At 38.2% G+C, this 17,188-nt stretch carries 17 protein-coding genes; 9 read left to right on the forward strand and 8 right to left on the reverse strand.

The window, feature by feature from the left end:
* Positions 1–3 precede the first annotated feature (3 nt).
* Positions 4–822, reverse strand: coding sequence for an AraC family transcriptional regulator (locus tag I6E70_RS12300; protein ID WP_197188856.1), 819 nt, complete (start codon positions 820–822; stop codon positions 4–6).
* A 112-nt stretch (positions 823–934) separates the two neighbouring features.
* Between I6E70_RS12300 and I6E70_RS12305 the strand changes: the two genes are divergently transcribed.
* Positions 935–4,021 carry a beta-galactosidase gene (locus I6E70_RS12305; RefSeq protein WP_197188822.1) on the forward strand — a complete coding sequence of 1,029 codons (3,087 nt, stop codon included), beginning with the start codon at positions 935–937 and terminating at the stop codon, positions 4,019–4,021.
* A 62-nt stretch (positions 4,022–4,083) separates the two neighbouring features.
* On the opposite strand, the gene I6E70_RS12310 is transcribed toward I6E70_RS12305, so the two are convergent.
* Both I6E70_RS12310 and I6E70_RS12315 read right to left on the reverse strand, forming a co-directional pair.
* Complete coding sequence (locus tag I6E70_RS12310; RefSeq protein WP_101216754.1) at positions 4,084–4,530, reverse strand: DoxX family protein; 447 nt, start codon at positions 4,528–4,530, stop codon at positions 4,084–4,086.
* Positions 4,531–4,747: 217 nt separating this feature from the next.
* Positions 4,748–5,893 carry an iron-containing alcohol dehydrogenase gene (locus I6E70_RS12315; protein ID WP_165725737.1) on the reverse strand — a complete coding sequence of 382 codons (1,146 nt, stop codon included), beginning with the start codon at positions 5,891–5,893 and terminating at the stop codon, positions 4,748–4,750.
* Between the two features lie 184 nt (positions 5,894–6,077).
* On the opposite strand from I6E70_RS12315, the gene I6E70_RS12320 reads away from it, so the two are divergent.
* Positions 6,078–6,962, forward strand: a complete 885-nt coding sequence (locus I6E70_RS12320) for an AraC family transcriptional regulator (RefSeq protein WP_024589735.1) — start codon at positions 6,078–6,080, stop codon at positions 6,960–6,962.
* A gap of 22 nt (positions 6,963–6,984) precedes the next feature.
* On the opposite strand, the gene I6E70_RS12325 is transcribed toward I6E70_RS12320, so the two are convergent.
* Complete coding sequence (locus tag I6E70_RS12325; protein WP_197188823.1) at positions 6,985–7,803, reverse strand: hypothetical protein; 819 nt, start codon at positions 7,801–7,803, stop codon at positions 6,985–6,987.
* A gap of 195 nt (positions 7,804–7,998) precedes the next feature.
* Positions 7,999–8,418, reverse strand: a complete 420-nt coding sequence (locus tag I6E70_RS12330; RefSeq protein ID WP_010554617.1) for a VOC family protein — start codon at positions 8,416–8,418, stop codon at positions 7,999–8,001.
* Between the two features lie 210 nt (positions 8,419–8,628).
* Between I6E70_RS12330 and I6E70_RS12335 the strand changes: the two genes are divergently transcribed.
* The 4 genes from I6E70_RS12335 to I6E70_RS12350 all read left to right on the forward strand — a co-directional run bounded on the left by I6E70_RS12335 (position 8,629) and on the right by I6E70_RS12350 (position 11,953).
* On the forward strand, positions 8,629–8,997 hold the full coding sequence (locus I6E70_RS12335; protein WP_197188824.1) for a hypothetical protein: 369 nt from the start codon (positions 8,629–8,631) through the stop codon (positions 8,995–8,997).
* Positions 8,994–9,383: a hypothetical protein gene (locus I6E70_RS12340; protein ID WP_007587227.1), complete on the forward strand. Its 390-nt coding sequence runs from the start codon at positions 8,994–8,996 to the stop codon at positions 9,381–9,383. Before I6E70_RS12335 ends, I6E70_RS12340 begins: the two co-directional genes overlap by 4 nt.
* A 169-nt stretch (positions 9,384–9,552) precedes the next feature.
* The gene (locus tag I6E70_RS12345) at positions 9,553–10,035 is read left to right on the forward strand and encodes a DUF3015 domain-containing protein (RefSeq protein WP_024589733.1); all 483 of its coding nucleotides are present in this window, start codon (positions 9,553–9,555) and stop codon (positions 10,033–10,035) included.
* 79 nt (positions 10,036–10,114) lie between these two features.
* On the forward strand, positions 10,115–11,953 hold the full coding sequence (locus tag I6E70_RS12350) for an Lnb N-terminal periplasmic domain-containing protein (RefSeq protein WP_197188825.1): 1,839 nt from the start codon (positions 10,115–10,117) through the stop codon (positions 11,951–11,953).
* 11 nt (positions 11,954–11,964) lie between these two features.
* Here I6E70_RS12350 and I6E70_RS12355 read toward each other — a convergent pair whose 3' ends face one another.
* Together I6E70_RS12355 and I6E70_RS12360 are read right to left on the reverse strand one after the other, a co-directional pair.
* The gene (locus I6E70_RS12355; protein WP_197188826.1) at positions 11,965–12,786 is read right to left on the reverse strand and encodes a sterol desaturase family protein; all 822 of its coding nucleotides are present in this window, start codon (positions 12,784–12,786) and stop codon (positions 11,965–11,967) included.
* A complete protein-coding gene (locus tag I6E70_RS12360) occupies positions 12,783–13,229 on the reverse strand; it encodes an SRPBCC family protein (protein WP_197188827.1) in 447 nt (148 codons plus the stop codon). Before I6E70_RS12360 ends, I6E70_RS12355 begins: the two co-directional genes overlap by 4 nt.
* Before the next feature lie 97 nt (positions 13,230–13,326).
* Here I6E70_RS12360 and I6E70_RS12365 point away from each other — a divergent pair, with 97 nt between their 5' ends.
* The 3 genes from I6E70_RS12365 to I6E70_RS12375 all read left to right on the forward strand — a co-directional run bounded on the left by I6E70_RS12365 (position 13,327) and on the right by I6E70_RS12375 (position 16,661).
* Complete coding sequence (locus I6E70_RS12365) at positions 13,327–14,340, forward strand: AraC family transcriptional regulator (protein WP_197188828.1); 1,014 nt, start codon at positions 13,327–13,329, stop codon at positions 14,338–14,340.
* A gap of 92 nt (positions 14,341–14,432) precedes the next feature.
* Positions 14,433–15,206, forward strand: a complete 774-nt coding sequence (locus I6E70_RS12370; protein ID WP_197188829.1) for a substrate-binding periplasmic protein — start codon at positions 14,433–14,435, stop codon at positions 15,204–15,206.
* A 357-nt stretch (positions 15,207–15,563) separates the two neighbouring features.
* Positions 15,564–16,661 carry a polysaccharide lyase family 7 protein gene (locus I6E70_RS12375; RefSeq protein WP_197188830.1) on the forward strand — a complete coding sequence of 366 codons (1,098 nt, stop codon included), beginning with the start codon at positions 15,564–15,566 and terminating at the stop codon, positions 16,659–16,661.
* Here I6E70_RS12375 and I6E70_RS12380 read toward each other — a convergent pair whose 3' ends face one another.
* Entirely contained in the window at positions 16,662–17,063 is a 402-nt protein-coding gene (locus tag I6E70_RS12380; RefSeq protein ID WP_024589726.1) for a nucleotide triphosphate diphosphatase NUDT15, read from the reverse strand. It abuts the gene before it with no gap.
* Positions 17,064–17,188 lie beyond the last annotated feature (125 nt).

Consider the following 17,188-nt stretch of genomic DNA (forward strand, 5'->3'; position numbering starts at 1 on the left):
ACGTTATTTCCTAAATTCGCTTGGCGACACACCTACCGACTTCTTAAAACGTTTGGAAAAATTAAAAATATTAGAGTACCCCACATAACTTGCCACATGCGAAATTGGCCAAGCCGTGTTTAACAGTAAGTTTTTAGCTCGCTCAATGCGTAAATAAATAAGTTGTTGTATTGGGCTTTTACCAAATTGGGCTTGGCATAAACGGTGTAAATGCGGCGATGAATAATGCACATGTTCGCACATTACCTCTATTGTCCAATCAAACTGCAAGCGCTTGTCTACCTCTTCAAACAGACTAATTAAACGGTTATGCGCCGCACCCTGTGAGTTATTTTGCAGCGTAGCATTTAAGTAATGACTTAAAATAGGCGTTACGCTTTCGCGTAAATTAGCATTAGGCTCGCTGTATAAAAGCTCCATAGCAAGGTGTAACGGTTCAAGTTTTTGCTCGGTTAGTACCAGTGCTTGCGCTAAGTTTAAATGCTGCCAACGTTTAGTATTTGCAAGGTTTAACCAAATAACATCCCAATGTTCAGCATCAATTTTCACTTCAAAGCTTTGCTTTGCTGGTAGCACAATAAGTGTATTGGCATTAAGTGTATACTGCTCATTTTGTGTTGTTAATTTACCCTGCCCTGCAAGCGTATAAAAAAGTGTATGTTCTAGCGGTGCTGAGCGTGCTACGCAATAAGGACCCGATAGGTTTGAGCAACCCGCAAGTGCTATTTCAAGGTTTGGCATTTGTGCGAGCGTTTGTGAATCAATAAAGCGTTCTATACAGCGCGGACCAATATCGAGTATGTCTTTAATGTTATAGCGCATAATTACAATGATAGTTTTGGATAAATAAAGGAGAGCTTTAAGCATAACCCCTGCGATTATTTTTAGCTATATTTAGCACATTATAATTGCCCGCTTATGCAATAGGATAAACATGACCTCTTTACAGCACATAATTAATCGCCGAGATTGGGAAAACCCAATTTCAGTACAAGTTAATCAAGTAAAAGCGCACAGCCCACTCAATGGTTTTAAAACGTTAGAGCATGCCCGTACTAACACACAATCACAAAAACAGTGTTTAAATGGGCAATGGGACTTTAAATTATTTGATAAACCCGAAGCGGTTGATGAATCGTTGTTAAGTGAAACACTAAACAGCGACTGGCAAAGCATTACAGTGCCTTCTAACTGGCAATTACATGGCTTTGATAAACCTATTTACTGTAATGTTAAATACCCATTTGCAGTTAACCCGCCATTTGTACCAAGCGATAACCCTACGGGCTGTTACCGTACTGAATTTAATATAAGCGAAAGTCAGCTAACTCAACGTAATCATATTATTTTTGAAGGCGTTAACTCGGCGTTTCACCTGTGGTGTAACGGACAGTGGGTGGGTTATTCACAAGATAGCCGTTTACCGAGCGAGTTTGATTTAAGCGAACTGTTAGTTGCAGGCACTAACCGTATTGCCGTTATGGTTATTCGTTGGAGCGATGGCAGTTATTTAGAAGATCAGGACATGTGGTGGCTAAGCGGTATTTTTCGCGATGTTAACTTACTTACAAAACCACAAAACCAAATACGTGATGTGTTTATAACCCCCGATTTAGACGCTTGCTATCGCGATGCAGCACTACATATAAAAACGGCGATTAATGCGCCGAATAACTACCAAGTAGCAGTGCAAATTTTTGATGATAAAACACCACTATGTGAGCCACAAATTCAAAGTACTAACAATAAACGTGTTGATGAAAAAGGTGGCTGGAGCGATGTTGTATTTCAAACAATTGATATACAAAGCCCTAAAAAATGGACCGCCGAAACCCCGTACTTATACCGCTGCGTTGTAAGTCTGCTTGATGAGCATGGCAATACCGTCGATGTTGAAGCCTACGACATTGGCTTTAGAAAAGTAGAAATGCTTAACGGGCAACTGTGTGTAAACGGCAAGCCGCTACTTATTCGCGGTGTTAACCGCCACGAACACCACCCAGAAAACGGTCATGCAGTTACTACCGCCGATATGATTGAAGATATTAAGCTGATGAAGCAAAATAACTTTAACGCCGTGCGTACTGCTCACTACCCTAATCATCCCCGTTTTTATGAGCTATGTGACCAGCTAGGTTTATACGTAGTTGATGAAGCAAATATAGAAACCCATGGCATGTTTCCTATGGGCAGGCTTGCAAGCGATCCGCAGTGGGCTGGTGCATTTATGTCGCGTTATACACAAATGGTTGAGCGCGATAAAAACCACGCCTCAATTATTATTTGGTCATTGGGCAACGAATGCGGACACGGCGCAAATCATGATGCGATGTACGGCTGGTCAAAAAGCTTTGACCCCTCTCGCCCAGTGCAATACGAAGGCGGCGGCGCAAATACAACGGCTACCGATATTATTTGTCCAATGTACGCCCGTGTAGATACCGATATTAAAGACGATGCGGTACCTAAATACTCTATTAAAAAGTGGCTAAGCCTACCAGGTGAAACTCGCCCGCTTATTTTATGTGAATACGCCCATGCAATGGGCAACAGCCTAGGTAGCTTTGATGATTACTGGCAAGCATTTAGAGAATACCCACGCCTGCAAGGTGGCTTTATATGGGATTGGGTAGATCAAGGTTTATCTAAAACTGACGAAAACGGCAAGCATTATTGGGCTTACGGCGGCGATTTTGGTGATGAACTAAATGACCGTCAATTTTGTATAAACGGGTTATTGTTCCCAGACCGCACGCCGCACCCTAGCCTGTTTGAGGCTAAATACAGCCAGCAACATTTACAATTTACATTGCGCGAGCAAACTAAAAATCAATACAGCATTGATGTATTTAGCGATTACGTATTTAGACACACCGATAACGAAAAACTGGTTTGGCAACTAATGCAAAATGGCATCTGTGTTGAGCAAGGCGAGCATGTACTTAATATTGCCCCGCAAAGTACGCACACGTTAACTATTAAAACTAAAACAGCGTTTGAGCAAGGTGCGCAATATTACCTTAATTTAGATGTAGCATTAGTTAACGACTCACACTTTGCAAACGCTAATCACGTTATGGATTCAGAGCAGTTTAAGCTTATAAATAGTAACAATTTAAGCAGTAAGTCATTTGCATCAGCTACAGAGCAAAGCGCTATAAGAATTAATGAAACCGACTCTCAACTAAGTATTGAAAACGATAAATTTAAACTTATTTTTAGCAAGCAATCAGGGCTTATAGAGCAGTGGTTACAAAACGATACTCAGGTTATTAGTAGCCCACTGGTTGATAACTTTTATCGTGCCCCACTTGATAACGACATTGGTGTAAGCGAAGTAGACAATCTAGACCCCAATGCATGGGAGGCTCGTTGGTTACGTGCAGGTATAGGGCAATGGCAGCGCACATGCAGCTCAATTCACGCAGTGCAATCAAGCGTTGATGTACGTATTACTTGTGTATTTAATTACGAATTTAATGGCGTGCTACAGGCTCAAACACAGTGGCTATATACACTAAATAATACCGGCAATATTAGCTTAAACATTGACGTGCACTTAAACGACACTCTGCCACCAATGCCGCGTATAGGGCTAAGTACAACGCTTAACAAGCAAAGCGATACAAAAATAAACTGGCTAGGTTTAGGGCCTTTTGAAAACTACCCAGATCGCAAAGCCGCAGCACGTTTAGGTTATTACAGCTTGAGCTTAAATGAGCTACATACACCGTATATATTTCCAACTGATAATGGCCTGCGTAGCGATTGCCAATTGCTGAGTATTAATAACTTAACTGTAACTGGCGCGTTTTTGTTTGCAGCCAGCGAGTATTCGCAAAGTACGCTAACGCAAGCAAAACACACTAACGAACTAATTGCTGATGATTGCGTACATGTACACATTGATCATCAGCATATGGGTGTAGGTGGCGATGATTCGTGGAGCCCAAGTACTCATAAAGAGTATTTACTTGAGCAAAAGCAGTACAGCTATTCTTTAACTTTTTCAGCTAAATAATTTAGTAGTTAACCTACAAAAATAGCGGCCAAATTGGCCGCTATTTTTCTAATTAAAAAACTCTATTTTTTAGCGAGTTTTTTAGCTAATACGTTATCAAGCGAAAAGCTTCCCGCTCCTTGAATTGCTAAAACTACAGTTACTACAAGTAACGTTAATGCGTATTCATAGCCATTGTTTGCCATAAATAAGCCATTACTAATATGTACGCTAAAAATAGCAATCATCATAGTAAAGCCGGCAACTACAGCAGCTGGGCGAGTTAACAAACCAATTGCTAATGCAATGCCACCAAAAAACTCAGCGCTACCTGCCATCATTGCTAACCAATAGCCAGGCTCTAAACCAATACTTGCCATCCATTGACCTGTACCTTCAAGCCCGTAACCGCCAAACCAAGCAAATAGTTTTTGTGCACCATGCGCCGCTAAAATAAGGCCAACTGGTACTCGTAAAATTAATGCTGCTACGCCTGCTTTTGAGCTAAGTAATGTGTTTAGTAATTTCATGAGTTTAGTCCTGTTTTAATTTATTTAATCGTTAGATTTTTTCTAACCGTTGAGCACAGTTTACTATCATCATTAAAAAACATTAATACAGACTTTATTGGTTAATTAGCAACGCAGTATTTATAATAAACCATAAAAAAACCGCCAACCTAAAGGTTGACGGTTTTTTATTAACGCTAAAACTTAGTATATTTAAGTAAGCGCTTAGCTTTGAAAATTAAGCAACTGCTTGCTCTAAAATTTCGCGGCTTTCTTTAAGCGTAATAGCTTGGTTTTCACCAAGTGCTAGCATGCCGTGCGCTTCAAGTTTATTAATAATATTGTCAATCGCCGCTGCTTTATCATCGCCATGTTCAGTAAGCTGGGTCGCTACGTCAAGGCTGTGGTAAAACGCTTCGATTGCTAAAATTGTTTTCTCAGCTAAGTCGTCAGATTGCTCAAGACCAAATACGTTTTTACCCATCTGCTCAAGTTTTGCTTTTTTAACTGCAAACTGGTTACGTAATAAAGAAGGCTGAACAATAGCAAGTGAACGAGCATGATCAACGCCGTAAGCAGCTGTAAGCTCGTGGCCAATCATGTGTGTTGCCCAATCTTGCGATACACCAGAACCAATTAAACCATTAAGTGCTTGGTTAGCTGCCCACATAAGGTTTGCACGCCATGCGTCGTCTTGGTTTTCAAAGTTATCGCCCAGTGTTTTAAGCGTTCTTAAAAGTGCCTCTGCGTAACCTTCTTGAACCAATGCTGTTTCAGGGAATGTTAGGTACTGCTCACAGGTATGTACCCATGCATCTACTAATCCATTCACAAGTTGGCGCTGTGGTAATGTTTTCATTACATCAGGGTCCATAATCGCAAATTTAGGAAGTACTTCTGGTGATGCAAACGGTAGTTTTTGCTTTGTTGCTTCTTTGCTCACAACTGAGTTTTGGTTAGACTCTGAACCCGTTGCAGGCAATGTTAATATTGCACCAATTGGTAATGCGCTAGTAATAGTGTGCTTACCAGTAGGAATATCCCAACCTTCTCCATCATAAACTGCAGATGCTGCAATGTATTTAACGCCGTCGATTACTGAACCGCCGCCTACACCTAGTACAAAGTCGATACCTTGTTCTTTACAAATTTTTACTGCTTGGTCTAGTACTTCTATAGTTGGGTTAGCGCCAACACCCGAAAACTCAACCCAGTCAAAGCCTTCAAGTGCTGCTGCAACTTGGTCGTACACGCCGTTCTTTTTAATTGAACCGCCGCCGTACACTACAAGTACCTTTTGATCCTTTGCGATCAAATCAGTTAGTGAGGCAATTTGTTCTTGGCCGAACTGGATAAGTGTTGGGTTTACGTAGCTAAATTTCATTATTTTGCTCCTAAGTGACGGTTAAATACTAAATAGAATGCTTAGTTACTAACTAAGCTAAACTTCAATGAGTGCATATTAGTGGCAAAACAAACATAAAAAAAGCCCAATAACTCGCAAAAGCTTGCCTAAAACTGTCAGGATTGATATTTTACGCAAAATTCGTACGATAGTAGAAGTTTTAATGTCCTCAATAGCCAACATGATGCAAAAATTTGCAGAGCACAATAATTTACTTAACTTTGAAGGCAACATGGAAACCATTATTCCAGGTGTGTATTTTCATCGTGCAAGTAAAAGCTCGCCGCGCCAGCCACTTATATATAACTCAGGTATTATTATTGTTGGGCAAGGACATAAGATAATTCATTTTCCTGATCATCAAATAAAATATGGTGAAGGCGACTACCTTGTTTTAGGTGTACCAGTGCCACTTGAATGCGAAGCTTTTACCGATAACAACCTGCCTGTTATGGGGATTGTTATAGATATAAACCCGGTAATGTTACATAAATTAGTAAACCAAATTGGTACACATAAGCCATTCACCACTGGGCAAATGAGTGGCGTTCAATCGGCTAAAATAGATGGCGCAATGGAGCAAGTAACCCACCGTTTACTTAGCGTGCTTAATAACCCCATTGAGGCTGACGTTTTTGGCGAAGATATAGTAAAAGAATTGGTATATCGTGTACTTTGTGGCCCACAAGGACATACTTTAATAGGGCTTGCTATGCATGATGGGCATTATGCGCGTATCGCCCGTACGCTCTCAACTATGCACAGTAGTTATGCCAATCAAATTACAGTTGAGGGGTTGGCTGAAGATGTAAACATGAGCGTATCGTCGTTCCATCGTGCTTTTAGGCAAGTAACGTTTGAGTCACCTTTGCAGTATTTAAAAAAAGTACGCTTAGCTAAGGCTAAAGAGCTTATAACCAGTAGTGGAAGCAAAGCCAACGAAGCTGCATTAAAGGTTGGCTATACCAGCCCATCGCAATTTAGCCGCGAATTTAAACGCCACTTTAATAAAACCCCCAGTGAAATGTTAATTCAACTACATAACTAGGTAATGGCTTTAGATATGTAAGTTAACCGAGCGAGTCAATCTTAAGCACTGCTTTTTTGGTGTTTAGCATAGCTTGCTTGGTAAATTGGCGATTAATAAATTGGCTAAAAATAATAGTAAATAACGTTGAGAAAATGGCAGCTGTTGCGTACACCTGCCAAATCATAAAGTTATGTTTTAACATAAACGCAATCACCGCAAAAAATACACATCCACCTAATGAACCAATAATACCGCCATTAAGAATTTTAAACGTTGAGGCTTGTTTGTCACTAAAATGGGCAACACTGCCCATTACCGCCAAAATAACCGGAAAGGTAGATATTAACCCGCTCCATGTAGACCCTATATGCTGCGATATAAACGTAACAAGCACGATAAAGCTCGTCACTAATATCATTTTTACCGGAAGCTCCCAGCGGGCATTTAATGGTTTTGCATCAACTGATATATTTAGCTTTGTAGAGATAATAGTTAAACCGAGTAAAATACAAAGCGAAACCACACTCGCCACAATAATATTCACTGGTAAAAATAAAGTAATAACGCTAAATACACACCAAATACTCAACGCTGTAAAAAGCGATTTAAGCATTCCAAACCTTCGTGATACAACCAAGTAACTAAAACAAAATAAGCCTATACCGCTCATACCATAAAGAGAGGCCACCGCTGAGTTAGCTGCAAATAATTTACCTTGCTCTAATGCTATAAAATAAGAAATAGGTCCAGAGGTAATAGGCAAGCCAGGAATTATGCCGCTAACAAAACTACCAAAGCGTTTTTGGGCGCATGTTATTAGTAAAATAAGCAAAGGTGCAATTATGAGTTTAAGCAGCATAAATAACAATAAAGTATGAGAATTGAAATTAAGTCTACGTGTCTATACCTACATTGTAGAGTGAATAAAAATCATGCATGTAGTGTAATTTTTTTCACCTGTAAATATTAACTAATTTATCAAAACACTGATTAATAGTTATAAAAAAACCACTTATTAAAGTGGTTTTTTTTAGCTTAACTTAAACAACAGCATTTATACTTTTTTAAATAAAACCTCTGGGTTTACCATGGTTTTCATTTCAAGCACATTGCCATTTGGATCTTCAATAAAAAACGTTTCTTGCTCAAACTCATCACCAATAAATCGGCGGTATGGTTTATCTAAGTATTCAATACCCGCATCTTCAATACGTGTTTTTAACCCGTTAAATTCATCTTCAGATAAGTGAATCCCAAAGTGAGGTACTGCCACAGCTCCCATATCTACATCATGGCGAACTGTTGGTAAGCGCTCAACACTCTGGTGCAAGGTAAGTTCATTACCCCAAAAATCTATATCTACCCAGCGACCTTCTTCACTGTTACCCGTTTTACAGCCTAGTACGTCACAATAAAACGCTTTAGCCACTTTTAAATCGCCAGCCGGAATAGCCAGATGTAAACAGTTAGACATAAATAACCCTTGGTTAACACTTTAATACATTAAATTATCGCCATTATACATAACTTGTGATTTATAGAACATTAACAGCGGCACTATTAAGCATATTTAATACCTAAAAGCCGTTTAAAAAACACGCTTTTAAAGTTTGTAATTACTTATAACATTTATTTGTTAGAGAGTATTAGAAAGCGCAAAAGGATTAGTTTAAAATGCGCCGCTATGATTAAATTCTTACTTTTAAAATTCATCACTTTCTTTTTAGGCTTTGTAGCTTGCTTTGCTATGCACACTACTTTTGCATTACCTTTAGTGATTTCTGCTGCGCTAACGGGGCTTATTGGCTCGTTTATTCCTTTTCCTGCACTTTATAAAAACCATCCGTATGCTGCAATTTATGCTGGTAGCTTTGCAGGTATGTGTTCAACTCATTTAATTACCAGTTACTGGGAAATTGCTATTATTTCGCTTATTGGCTCAAGTTTGTATGTGCTTACTATGAATATGTTTACAGGTTTTGGTGGCAAGCTTGGCAGCGTAGCTTTTGCAAGCGTAGCACTTTTTGTATTAGCCAAAGGAATTGTATTATGAGTATTGAATACCCATTACTTGTACTGCTTGGGGCTTTTTTAACATTTTATTTAGCTAAGCATAGTCGCTTTGACGGGGTTAGAGCGTCGTCTTCACTTTCTATTATTGCTTATTTAATTTTTAGCGCTTTAAATTTGAACCCCGATTTATACGCAATTGTATTTTTTGGCGGCACATTCATAGGTATGAGCGCCCCACATCGATTTGGTATTTATACTGTAGCAAGCTCATCTATTTTGTTTTCAATCTTATTTGAATTTCTTGTACCAAAACTTGACGGCTATGGCGGTGCATTAGGTATTAGTGCATTTTTATCTGTATGTATTTGCCATACTTGTATTTTGTTAGGTGCCCCAAGAAGTAAAAAACCGCCACCAGTTCAATAAAAAGTGGAAACTAGGCTGGTTTTTATCCTGACATTAACTTTAATATATTTAAAAATTAGAGTGTAAAATATTCATGTTTTAGCCTGTTCCTTTTTTCTGCAAGTCTGTTAGAATCTTCCGCGAACTTTATTTACCCTAAATAAAGACAATCATATATGGATTTATGAAAATGAAAAAACTAATCGCAGTAGCAGCTCTATCTTTACTTCCTTTCTCAAACGCAATGGCTGACCAAGATATTGGTTGTGGTCTTGGTTCTATGTTATTTGCTGGTCAGCAAGGTAAAGGCGTTAAAATTTTAGGCGCTACAACAAATGGTACATCTGGTAACCAAACTTTTGGTATCACTTTTGGTACTCTTGGTTGTGATGGTACTGGTACAGTAACTTCTTCAGAAAAAATCGCTTTATTCATTGACGGTAACATGGAGCAACTTGCTCGTGATATGTCAAAAGGTGAAGGCGAAACTTTAGCTACTCTAGCTGAAGCTTGGGGTGTTGCAGATCAAGATAAAGCAGCGTTCAATAAGCTTGCTCAAGCACAGTTTTCTTCAGTATTTACTTCTGAAAACGTGACTTCACAAACAGTTTTAGAAAACCTAAACACTGTTCTTGCAAGTAACGCACAACTTGCTTCTTATACTCTTTCTTAATCAGCTAAATTAGCCGGTTTTATACGTATAAATAAAGCCGCTGGAGTATTTCTCTAGCGGCTTTTGTAATTTAGTGATTATGAAAAAAATATTATTTGGTTTACTGCTCGCTCTTTTTAGTACTTACTCAAACGCTCAAAGTATTGAAACAAATACATTAGCAACACACCCTTACTGGCTTAAATTAGGTCACTACCGCTTGGCCACATTAGGTGATTGGAAAAGTGAAGTAGACAGTGCTGAGTTTTTTTTATCTCCTACAGGTAAAACAAGCCCATATGACGAACTTAAAGCCACTATAGCTGCATTTAGTGGTAAAAATACTGACCCAAAAACAACACAATATCGTTGTCGGTTTCCTGCACGTTATAAATGGCTAAAAACAAAAATTGAAAATAACTGGCCCGAACTTAATTGCCCAGAACTACAGGCGTGGCAAAAAATAATAAACCCTAAAGGGGTTACGTTAGTTTTTCCAACTGCATTTATGAATAGCCCATCATCAATGTTTGGCCACACTTTACTTCGTATTGATGCAAAAGATCAGACTCGCCATAAAGAGTTGCTCGCGTTTGCCGTTAACTTTGCAGCAGAGCCTGATGGCTCAGACAACGCAGCCATGTACGCATTAAAAGGCTTGATTGGCAGCTACCCAGGTAAGTTTTCGCTTATGCCGTACTATAAAAAAGTACGCGAATATAATGATTTAGAATCTCGTGATATTTGGGAATACAAACTTAATTTATCAGAGCTACAGGTAGAGCTTATTTTATTGCACTTGTGGGAGCTACAATTAGCTACATTCGATTACTTTTTTATTGATGAAAACTGCTCTTACCAATTACTTGCATTATTACAACTTGCACAAGAGGACCTTGATTTAACATCGTCATTTAATATGCAAGCTATTCCATCAGATACCGTTGCAGTACTAAGAAATAACAACTTATTACAAACACCTAATTACCGCCCAGCTTTTGGTACTAAGCTATACCATTACTCTACTCAAATGACTGACGAACAACTTGATGATGCAAGAGAGTTAATGCAAGGTGGCTCCCTCAATACTCGTAATTACTCACAGTCGCAATTAGTCGCTATATTAGAAATGGCGTACGAATGGTTAAATTTTGAATTTTACGATAAAGCGTTAAATCGTGAAGAAATTGCCCCGCGACTAACTAAGCTACTCCTAATGCGCAGCAAATATAATGTAGCTTCGCCATTTACTAAGCCAAGCCGCCCTATTGCTTCCCCAGAGCAAGGTCATGGTTCTTCTAAAGTATCGCTAGGTAGGGTACAAAATAATAACCAAGCAAACCTTACAAATTTTGGTTATAGGCTTGCGTATCATGACTTACTAGATAGGCCTGAAGGTTTTATAGCGGGTGCACAAATTAGTTTTTTTGATTTGGAAGCCGCTATTACTGACGAAGGAAATGCAGATATTGAACATTTTTACTTATTAGATGCTATGTCGCTTGCACCCGATAACCGCGTATTTGATAGCTGGTCGTGGAACTTTAAAATGGGCTTTGACCGACAACCAAGTGACAATAAACGTTTAGGCCGCTTTTTTACAAAAGGAGGTTATGGTAAATCTTATGGCGATCCTAATAATGTACACGGCTATATTCTTGGTCAATTTGAGCTAAATACAGGCGGTATAACCGACCAACTTAGTACTGGAATAGGCAGCGAAGCCGGTGTAATTTGGCAAATAAACAATAACCATAAACTCGCTTTAACTGGCAATATATTATGGCTAACTGATAACGCAGCAAGTAAGCACAGCGAAATAGCTATAACATGGAATTACGCTGTTTCTCGCAATGTATCGCTGCGCAGCAAAGTACAGCATGCTCAATGGCATAGCCATAATTCATCAATGAGTTTAGCTATGCAGTTTTACTTTTAACTTTTTCAATATTATTTATATTTAATGCTACTTGTAGGGTAGCCAAATAGCACTCTACATTTAGCTTTTATTCCCGATGCCTTATAAACACTTTTCAATAAGTGCTCCCACTGATGAAACGTAATAACGACTGGGTTATTGCTATTAAGCTGCCCTATAATGCCGTATTTACAAGGCTTTGATTTATCTTCTTCTACAAAGGTGCCAAATAACTTATCCCAAATAATAAGTACACCTGCAAAGTTTTTATCAAGGTAACCTGCATTTATTGCGTGATGAACTCGATGATGCGAAGGCGTATTAAATACTTTTTCAAACCAGCCTAACTTACCTACTATTTGAGTATGTACAAAAAATTGATACGCCAAATTTAATGCAACCACGCTAAATACTGTTAGCGGTTCAAACCCAATTAAAATCATAGGTAGCCAAAACACCCACATACCGGCTACGGGGTACATTAAGCTTTGCCTAAATGCGGTGGTGAAATTCATTTTAGTTGAGCTATGGTGCACCACATGTGCAGCCCACAACCAATGAATATGATGCGATGCTTTATGAAACCAATAATACAAAAAATCTTGCAGTAAAAATGCAAATGCAATACTTAATACACTCACTTCAATATCAAACAATCTATAGTCATACAACCAATTAAATAAAGGCATTAACAGCAGTAACGCAATAGCATCTGCGCCTTGGTGTAATAGCGCTAACACTGTATTTGCTAGGCTATCTTTTATGTCGTAATAGCGCTTAAACTTAATAAACTCACAGCAAACAAATATCAAAAATAACGGGCTAAGAGCGAGTAAAATAATTTCTGAGTTCATACTTTACCCGCCAAAAAGTAATTATTTAAATTGTTTAACGCTTGGGTTATATCTTTTGTAATAACATATTTAAGTAATGCATTTGGCATCCACCATGGAGCTGAGCAGCTTATGCAATAGTTAAGTTCGGTAACTAAAGTATTGATGTCTTTATTTGCACTGAGGTATATATCGCCTCGATGATTAGCTACTGGTTTATCGCCTACTATTTGGTAACTGATCTGATTTTGATCGGCACTGATTATTTGCTCTGAAAAAGTTATTTTACCTATTTTCACTTGCCTAACAGATCCTTTTCCGCCTTCTATTTGCCCTTCGTCTTGTGCTTGTAGCAGCGTAAATTTGGCATTAAAAAATCGATGCAACTGTTGATGATCCAATAGTGTGTTTATTATTTGCTTTGGCTGTGCATTAAGCGTTTGTTTTATTGTTATAAGTATCATTTTTACAGCAAGAGGTTATTAGGCATTCAACTAGCATATAAAAATTTAACGTGGCAAACTTGCTAATACACGACTATTTTTTAGCTTTAGATGACAAATGCACACATTGGCTGATCATTACTTTTCAAGTATTCTTGATTACTTACAAGCGCAAGGCATTAGTACTAAAACGGCTTTGCACGCTATTAGCTTTCACGAATTTAGTAATCAGCGTACCCATCAATTAGCGCCGCGTATTAGTTTAAATAGTTACAATGCCTTATTAGTTTATGGCAAAAAAACACTTAACGATCCTCTTTTTGGTTTTACCCTAGGTCAGCAAATTCGCACTGCTGACTACGGCGTTTTAGGTTACTTAATTGAATCAAGCGATAACTTAAGCAGTGCCATTAAAGCATTGTTAAGCTACGACAGCTTGGTGGCTGATATTGGTAAAGCCAAGTTTGAACTAAATACTGATACAGCAACTATTCGTTGGATTGCTCACCAAAGTTGTAATGAGCATGTTGTTTTACGAAACATGACCGCGTGGGTAAGTGTAATTCGCCAGTTAATAAATTTAACGCTTTCGCCAAGTAGTATTAGTTTCACTTATAATTGGTTGCCATCGCAAAGGCGCGCCCTTGAATCATGGTTTAAATGCCCTGTAATAAGCAGTGCTGAATATAATCAAGTTAGCTTTCCGAGCCATTATTTAACGCTGCCTTTTAAAACTGATAACGCCATTATTAATTCTACTTTTAAGCAATTGTCAGAGCAGCAACTCTCTAACTTTAAAAGCCAGCAGTGTATTGACGATAAAGTTAATCAGTTACTTACAGCTAAAACTACCTTGCAAAACTGCAACCTAATAGGCATAGCTGATGCGCTTAATTTAACACCCCGAACGCTACAACGACGCTTAAAACAACAAGACTTAACCTTTGCTCAGCTACTTGAAAAAGAACGTAAAAAACGTGCAGATACATTAATAGCCAGCATGCCACTTGCTGATTTATCTAATATTTTAGGATTTAAAGATCAAAGCTCTTTTAATCGCGCATTTTTACGCTGGCATAAATGCTCGCCATTACAATTTATAAAATACAAAACAGCAAGTACAGCCAAGTAAATGCAAATTATTTACGTTATATAAACATAATATATATATGTTTTAGTTAATACTCTCTACACTAGGTGTATTATTGCTTTAAAAGATTTTTTATGTTTTTTCGTGTTTTATTAAGTGCTTTTGTATTTATTTTATATAGCCCCCTGTGTAACGCCGATTCGGTTACTTTTATAGCTGAAGACCTTCCTCCTTATCACTTTAAAAATCAGCAAGGTGAAGTAAGCGGCGCTTTAGTCGACATTGCCAAAGCAGTTGTGAAGCAAACAAACTTAACCGCTAATTTTGAAATAATGCCAATGGCCCGCGTTTTTAAAGAGCATAAAACAAATACCAACGCCATAATGTTGTCTTTGTTAAAAACCCCAGAGCGGATTAATAAATATACATGGTTAGGCGAAGTGTATTTTGCAGATGCTTATTTAATTAGCTTAAAAAGCCATGTAGATGAAGTTGTTCACTTAAATTTTGCTAAAGAGTATAAAGTAGCAACCATTCGTGGCTACCTGAGCGAAGCCTACTTAAAGCAAAAAGGCTTTACCGAAAATAACAATTTAATACTGGTCAGTTACTATAATCAACTTTGGCAAATGCTTTATAAAAACCGGATCGACTTTGTAGTAACTAATACACTTACACTTAATAACGAGCTAAAAAGCCTAGGACTCGATCCTAGCCTAATAACAAAACGAATTCATTTAAGCGATCTTCCCTCCTCACTTAATTTTGCAGCAAGTAATCAACTTAATCCTAAAACAGCTAAAACACTCTCTGACGCATTAAGTAGTATTAAAGAAAATGGTGAATATCATGCCATTTTAAACAAGTGGCAACTTTTATTACCAAACACGACTAACTTGCAGCACTAACCATAGTTAAAGCCCGGCATTAGTTATTGGCAGTGGTTATTTAGTTATTTGCTAAACGTGGCAAAGCAAACTACAAAATTAAAAATCTCCTCCCCCCCCAAAATAGACTACACCTTAGCGCCAAAATCTACGTTATACATCACTAAATGAATAGCCAAGCACATAAAAAATACATACCGAAAACACTTCCATAAAAGCCGTTAAAAAACACCCAAACCAAATTGGTATAACAAAAAATCATTTAAAAAATATTTAATTTTACTAATTGGTAAGTTTTAATTGTTAAATTGGTATGCTAGATTGAGATTAAGCGATGCCTGTACCGCACAATTTTTACTTCATCACACAGAGACAATAATGATAAAAAATACATCCACATTTAAACTTACGGCTTTAGCCGTTATCACCCCTTTACTTTTTACCGCTTGTTCAAGTACCCAAAGCATTAATCAGCAAAGCGATGCGCCGGTACCTGCAACAAAGTTTGATTTATCACACTGGAAAATAAATGTACCAGTTGATTTAAACAACGACGGTAAAATTGACGAAATAGATGTAGAAGAAATTCAGACTTACGCACACCCTGATTTTTTCTATCTTGATGATAAAGGCTACATGGTATTTACCTCCCCTAATAAAGCGCTTACAAGTGCTAACTCTACTAATACCCGTAGTGAACTTAGACAAATGATCCGTGGATCAAATACTAAAATTAAAACTAAACACTCTAAAAACAACTTTGCTTTAGCTGTTCACCCGCTATCTGACCGATTTGGTTCTGTTGGTGGAAAAATGGAAGCAACGTTAAAAGTAGATCACGTTGCACTACGTGCTACCGACCCTGATAAAAAAGCAGCTTACTCGGTTGTTGTAGGGCAAATTCACGCAGGTAAAGATCAGGCACTTATTGATACAAAGCTTGGTTATGGCTGGGGCAATGAGCCACTTAAAATATATTACAAAAAATGGCCAGGACATAAAACAGGCTCAGTTTTTTGGAACTACGAACGTAACTTAGCTAAAACGAATCCTGACCGTACAGACATTACTTACCCTGTTTGGGGTAATACATGGGAAAACCCTAACGAGCCAGGCGGCGCAGGTATTGCACTAGGTGAAGAATTTAGCTACACGGTAAATGTGTATAAAAATGTTATGCACCTTACATTTAGCGCACAAGGCAAAGAAGACGTTAATTACTCTATTAACTTAGGTAATAACGTAGATGCTTATGGCAAAGTGGACGAAAAAGACCATCCACATGGCTACGCTGCAGATTGGCATTACTTTAAAGCCGGCGCTTATAACCAATGTAGTACTAAAAGCGCGAAAGGTATTTGGTACCCAGGGTGTTTAGGTACTGGCGATTGGTCTACAGATAAACAAAATGGCGATTACGCTCAAGTAAGCTTTAGTAAACTAGAGTTAAGCCCAGCGACACCGCCAACAAAATAACTAGGCTAGTACAGCCTCAGATAAGTAATTTTTTAGTGATGTAAACAGTGGCGTTGGTAGATTATTAATATCGCACCAGCGCCACTTTAAACATTTATTAGGCTCTTTAAGCTCAGGCTCTCCGCCTTCAAAGTCAGCTTTTACATACAGCGTAATATAGTGCTTGTTCTCTGCTGTAAAAATATCATTGGTAAAATCAAGCTTAGTAATTTTACTTACCTTTAAACCTGTTTCTTCAAACACTTCTCGTATTGCACATTGCTCAACACTTTCACCAAACTCTAAATGCCCACCAGGTGTTGCCCATGTATTAGCACCATGCGCGCCAATGCGCTCACCTAGTAAAATTGTGTTTTGATGCTTTATGATAACCGCAACCCCTACTCTTACTACGTTACTCATATCGTGTTTTCTCTTATTTTTACTGTCCGCCATGCTGAACCACACGCTTTGTATTGTCAATTTGGTATTTTTAAAACCAGTGTATTGATTAACTTTTAGCCGACCAAGGTCGAATAGCTTGCTTG

The sequence above is a fragment of the Pseudoalteromonas sp. NGC95 genome, from assembly GCF_015864705.1.
Classification (GTDB): domain Bacteria; phylum Pseudomonadota; class Gammaproteobacteria; order Enterobacterales; family Alteromonadaceae; genus Pseudoalteromonas; species Pseudoalteromonas arctica.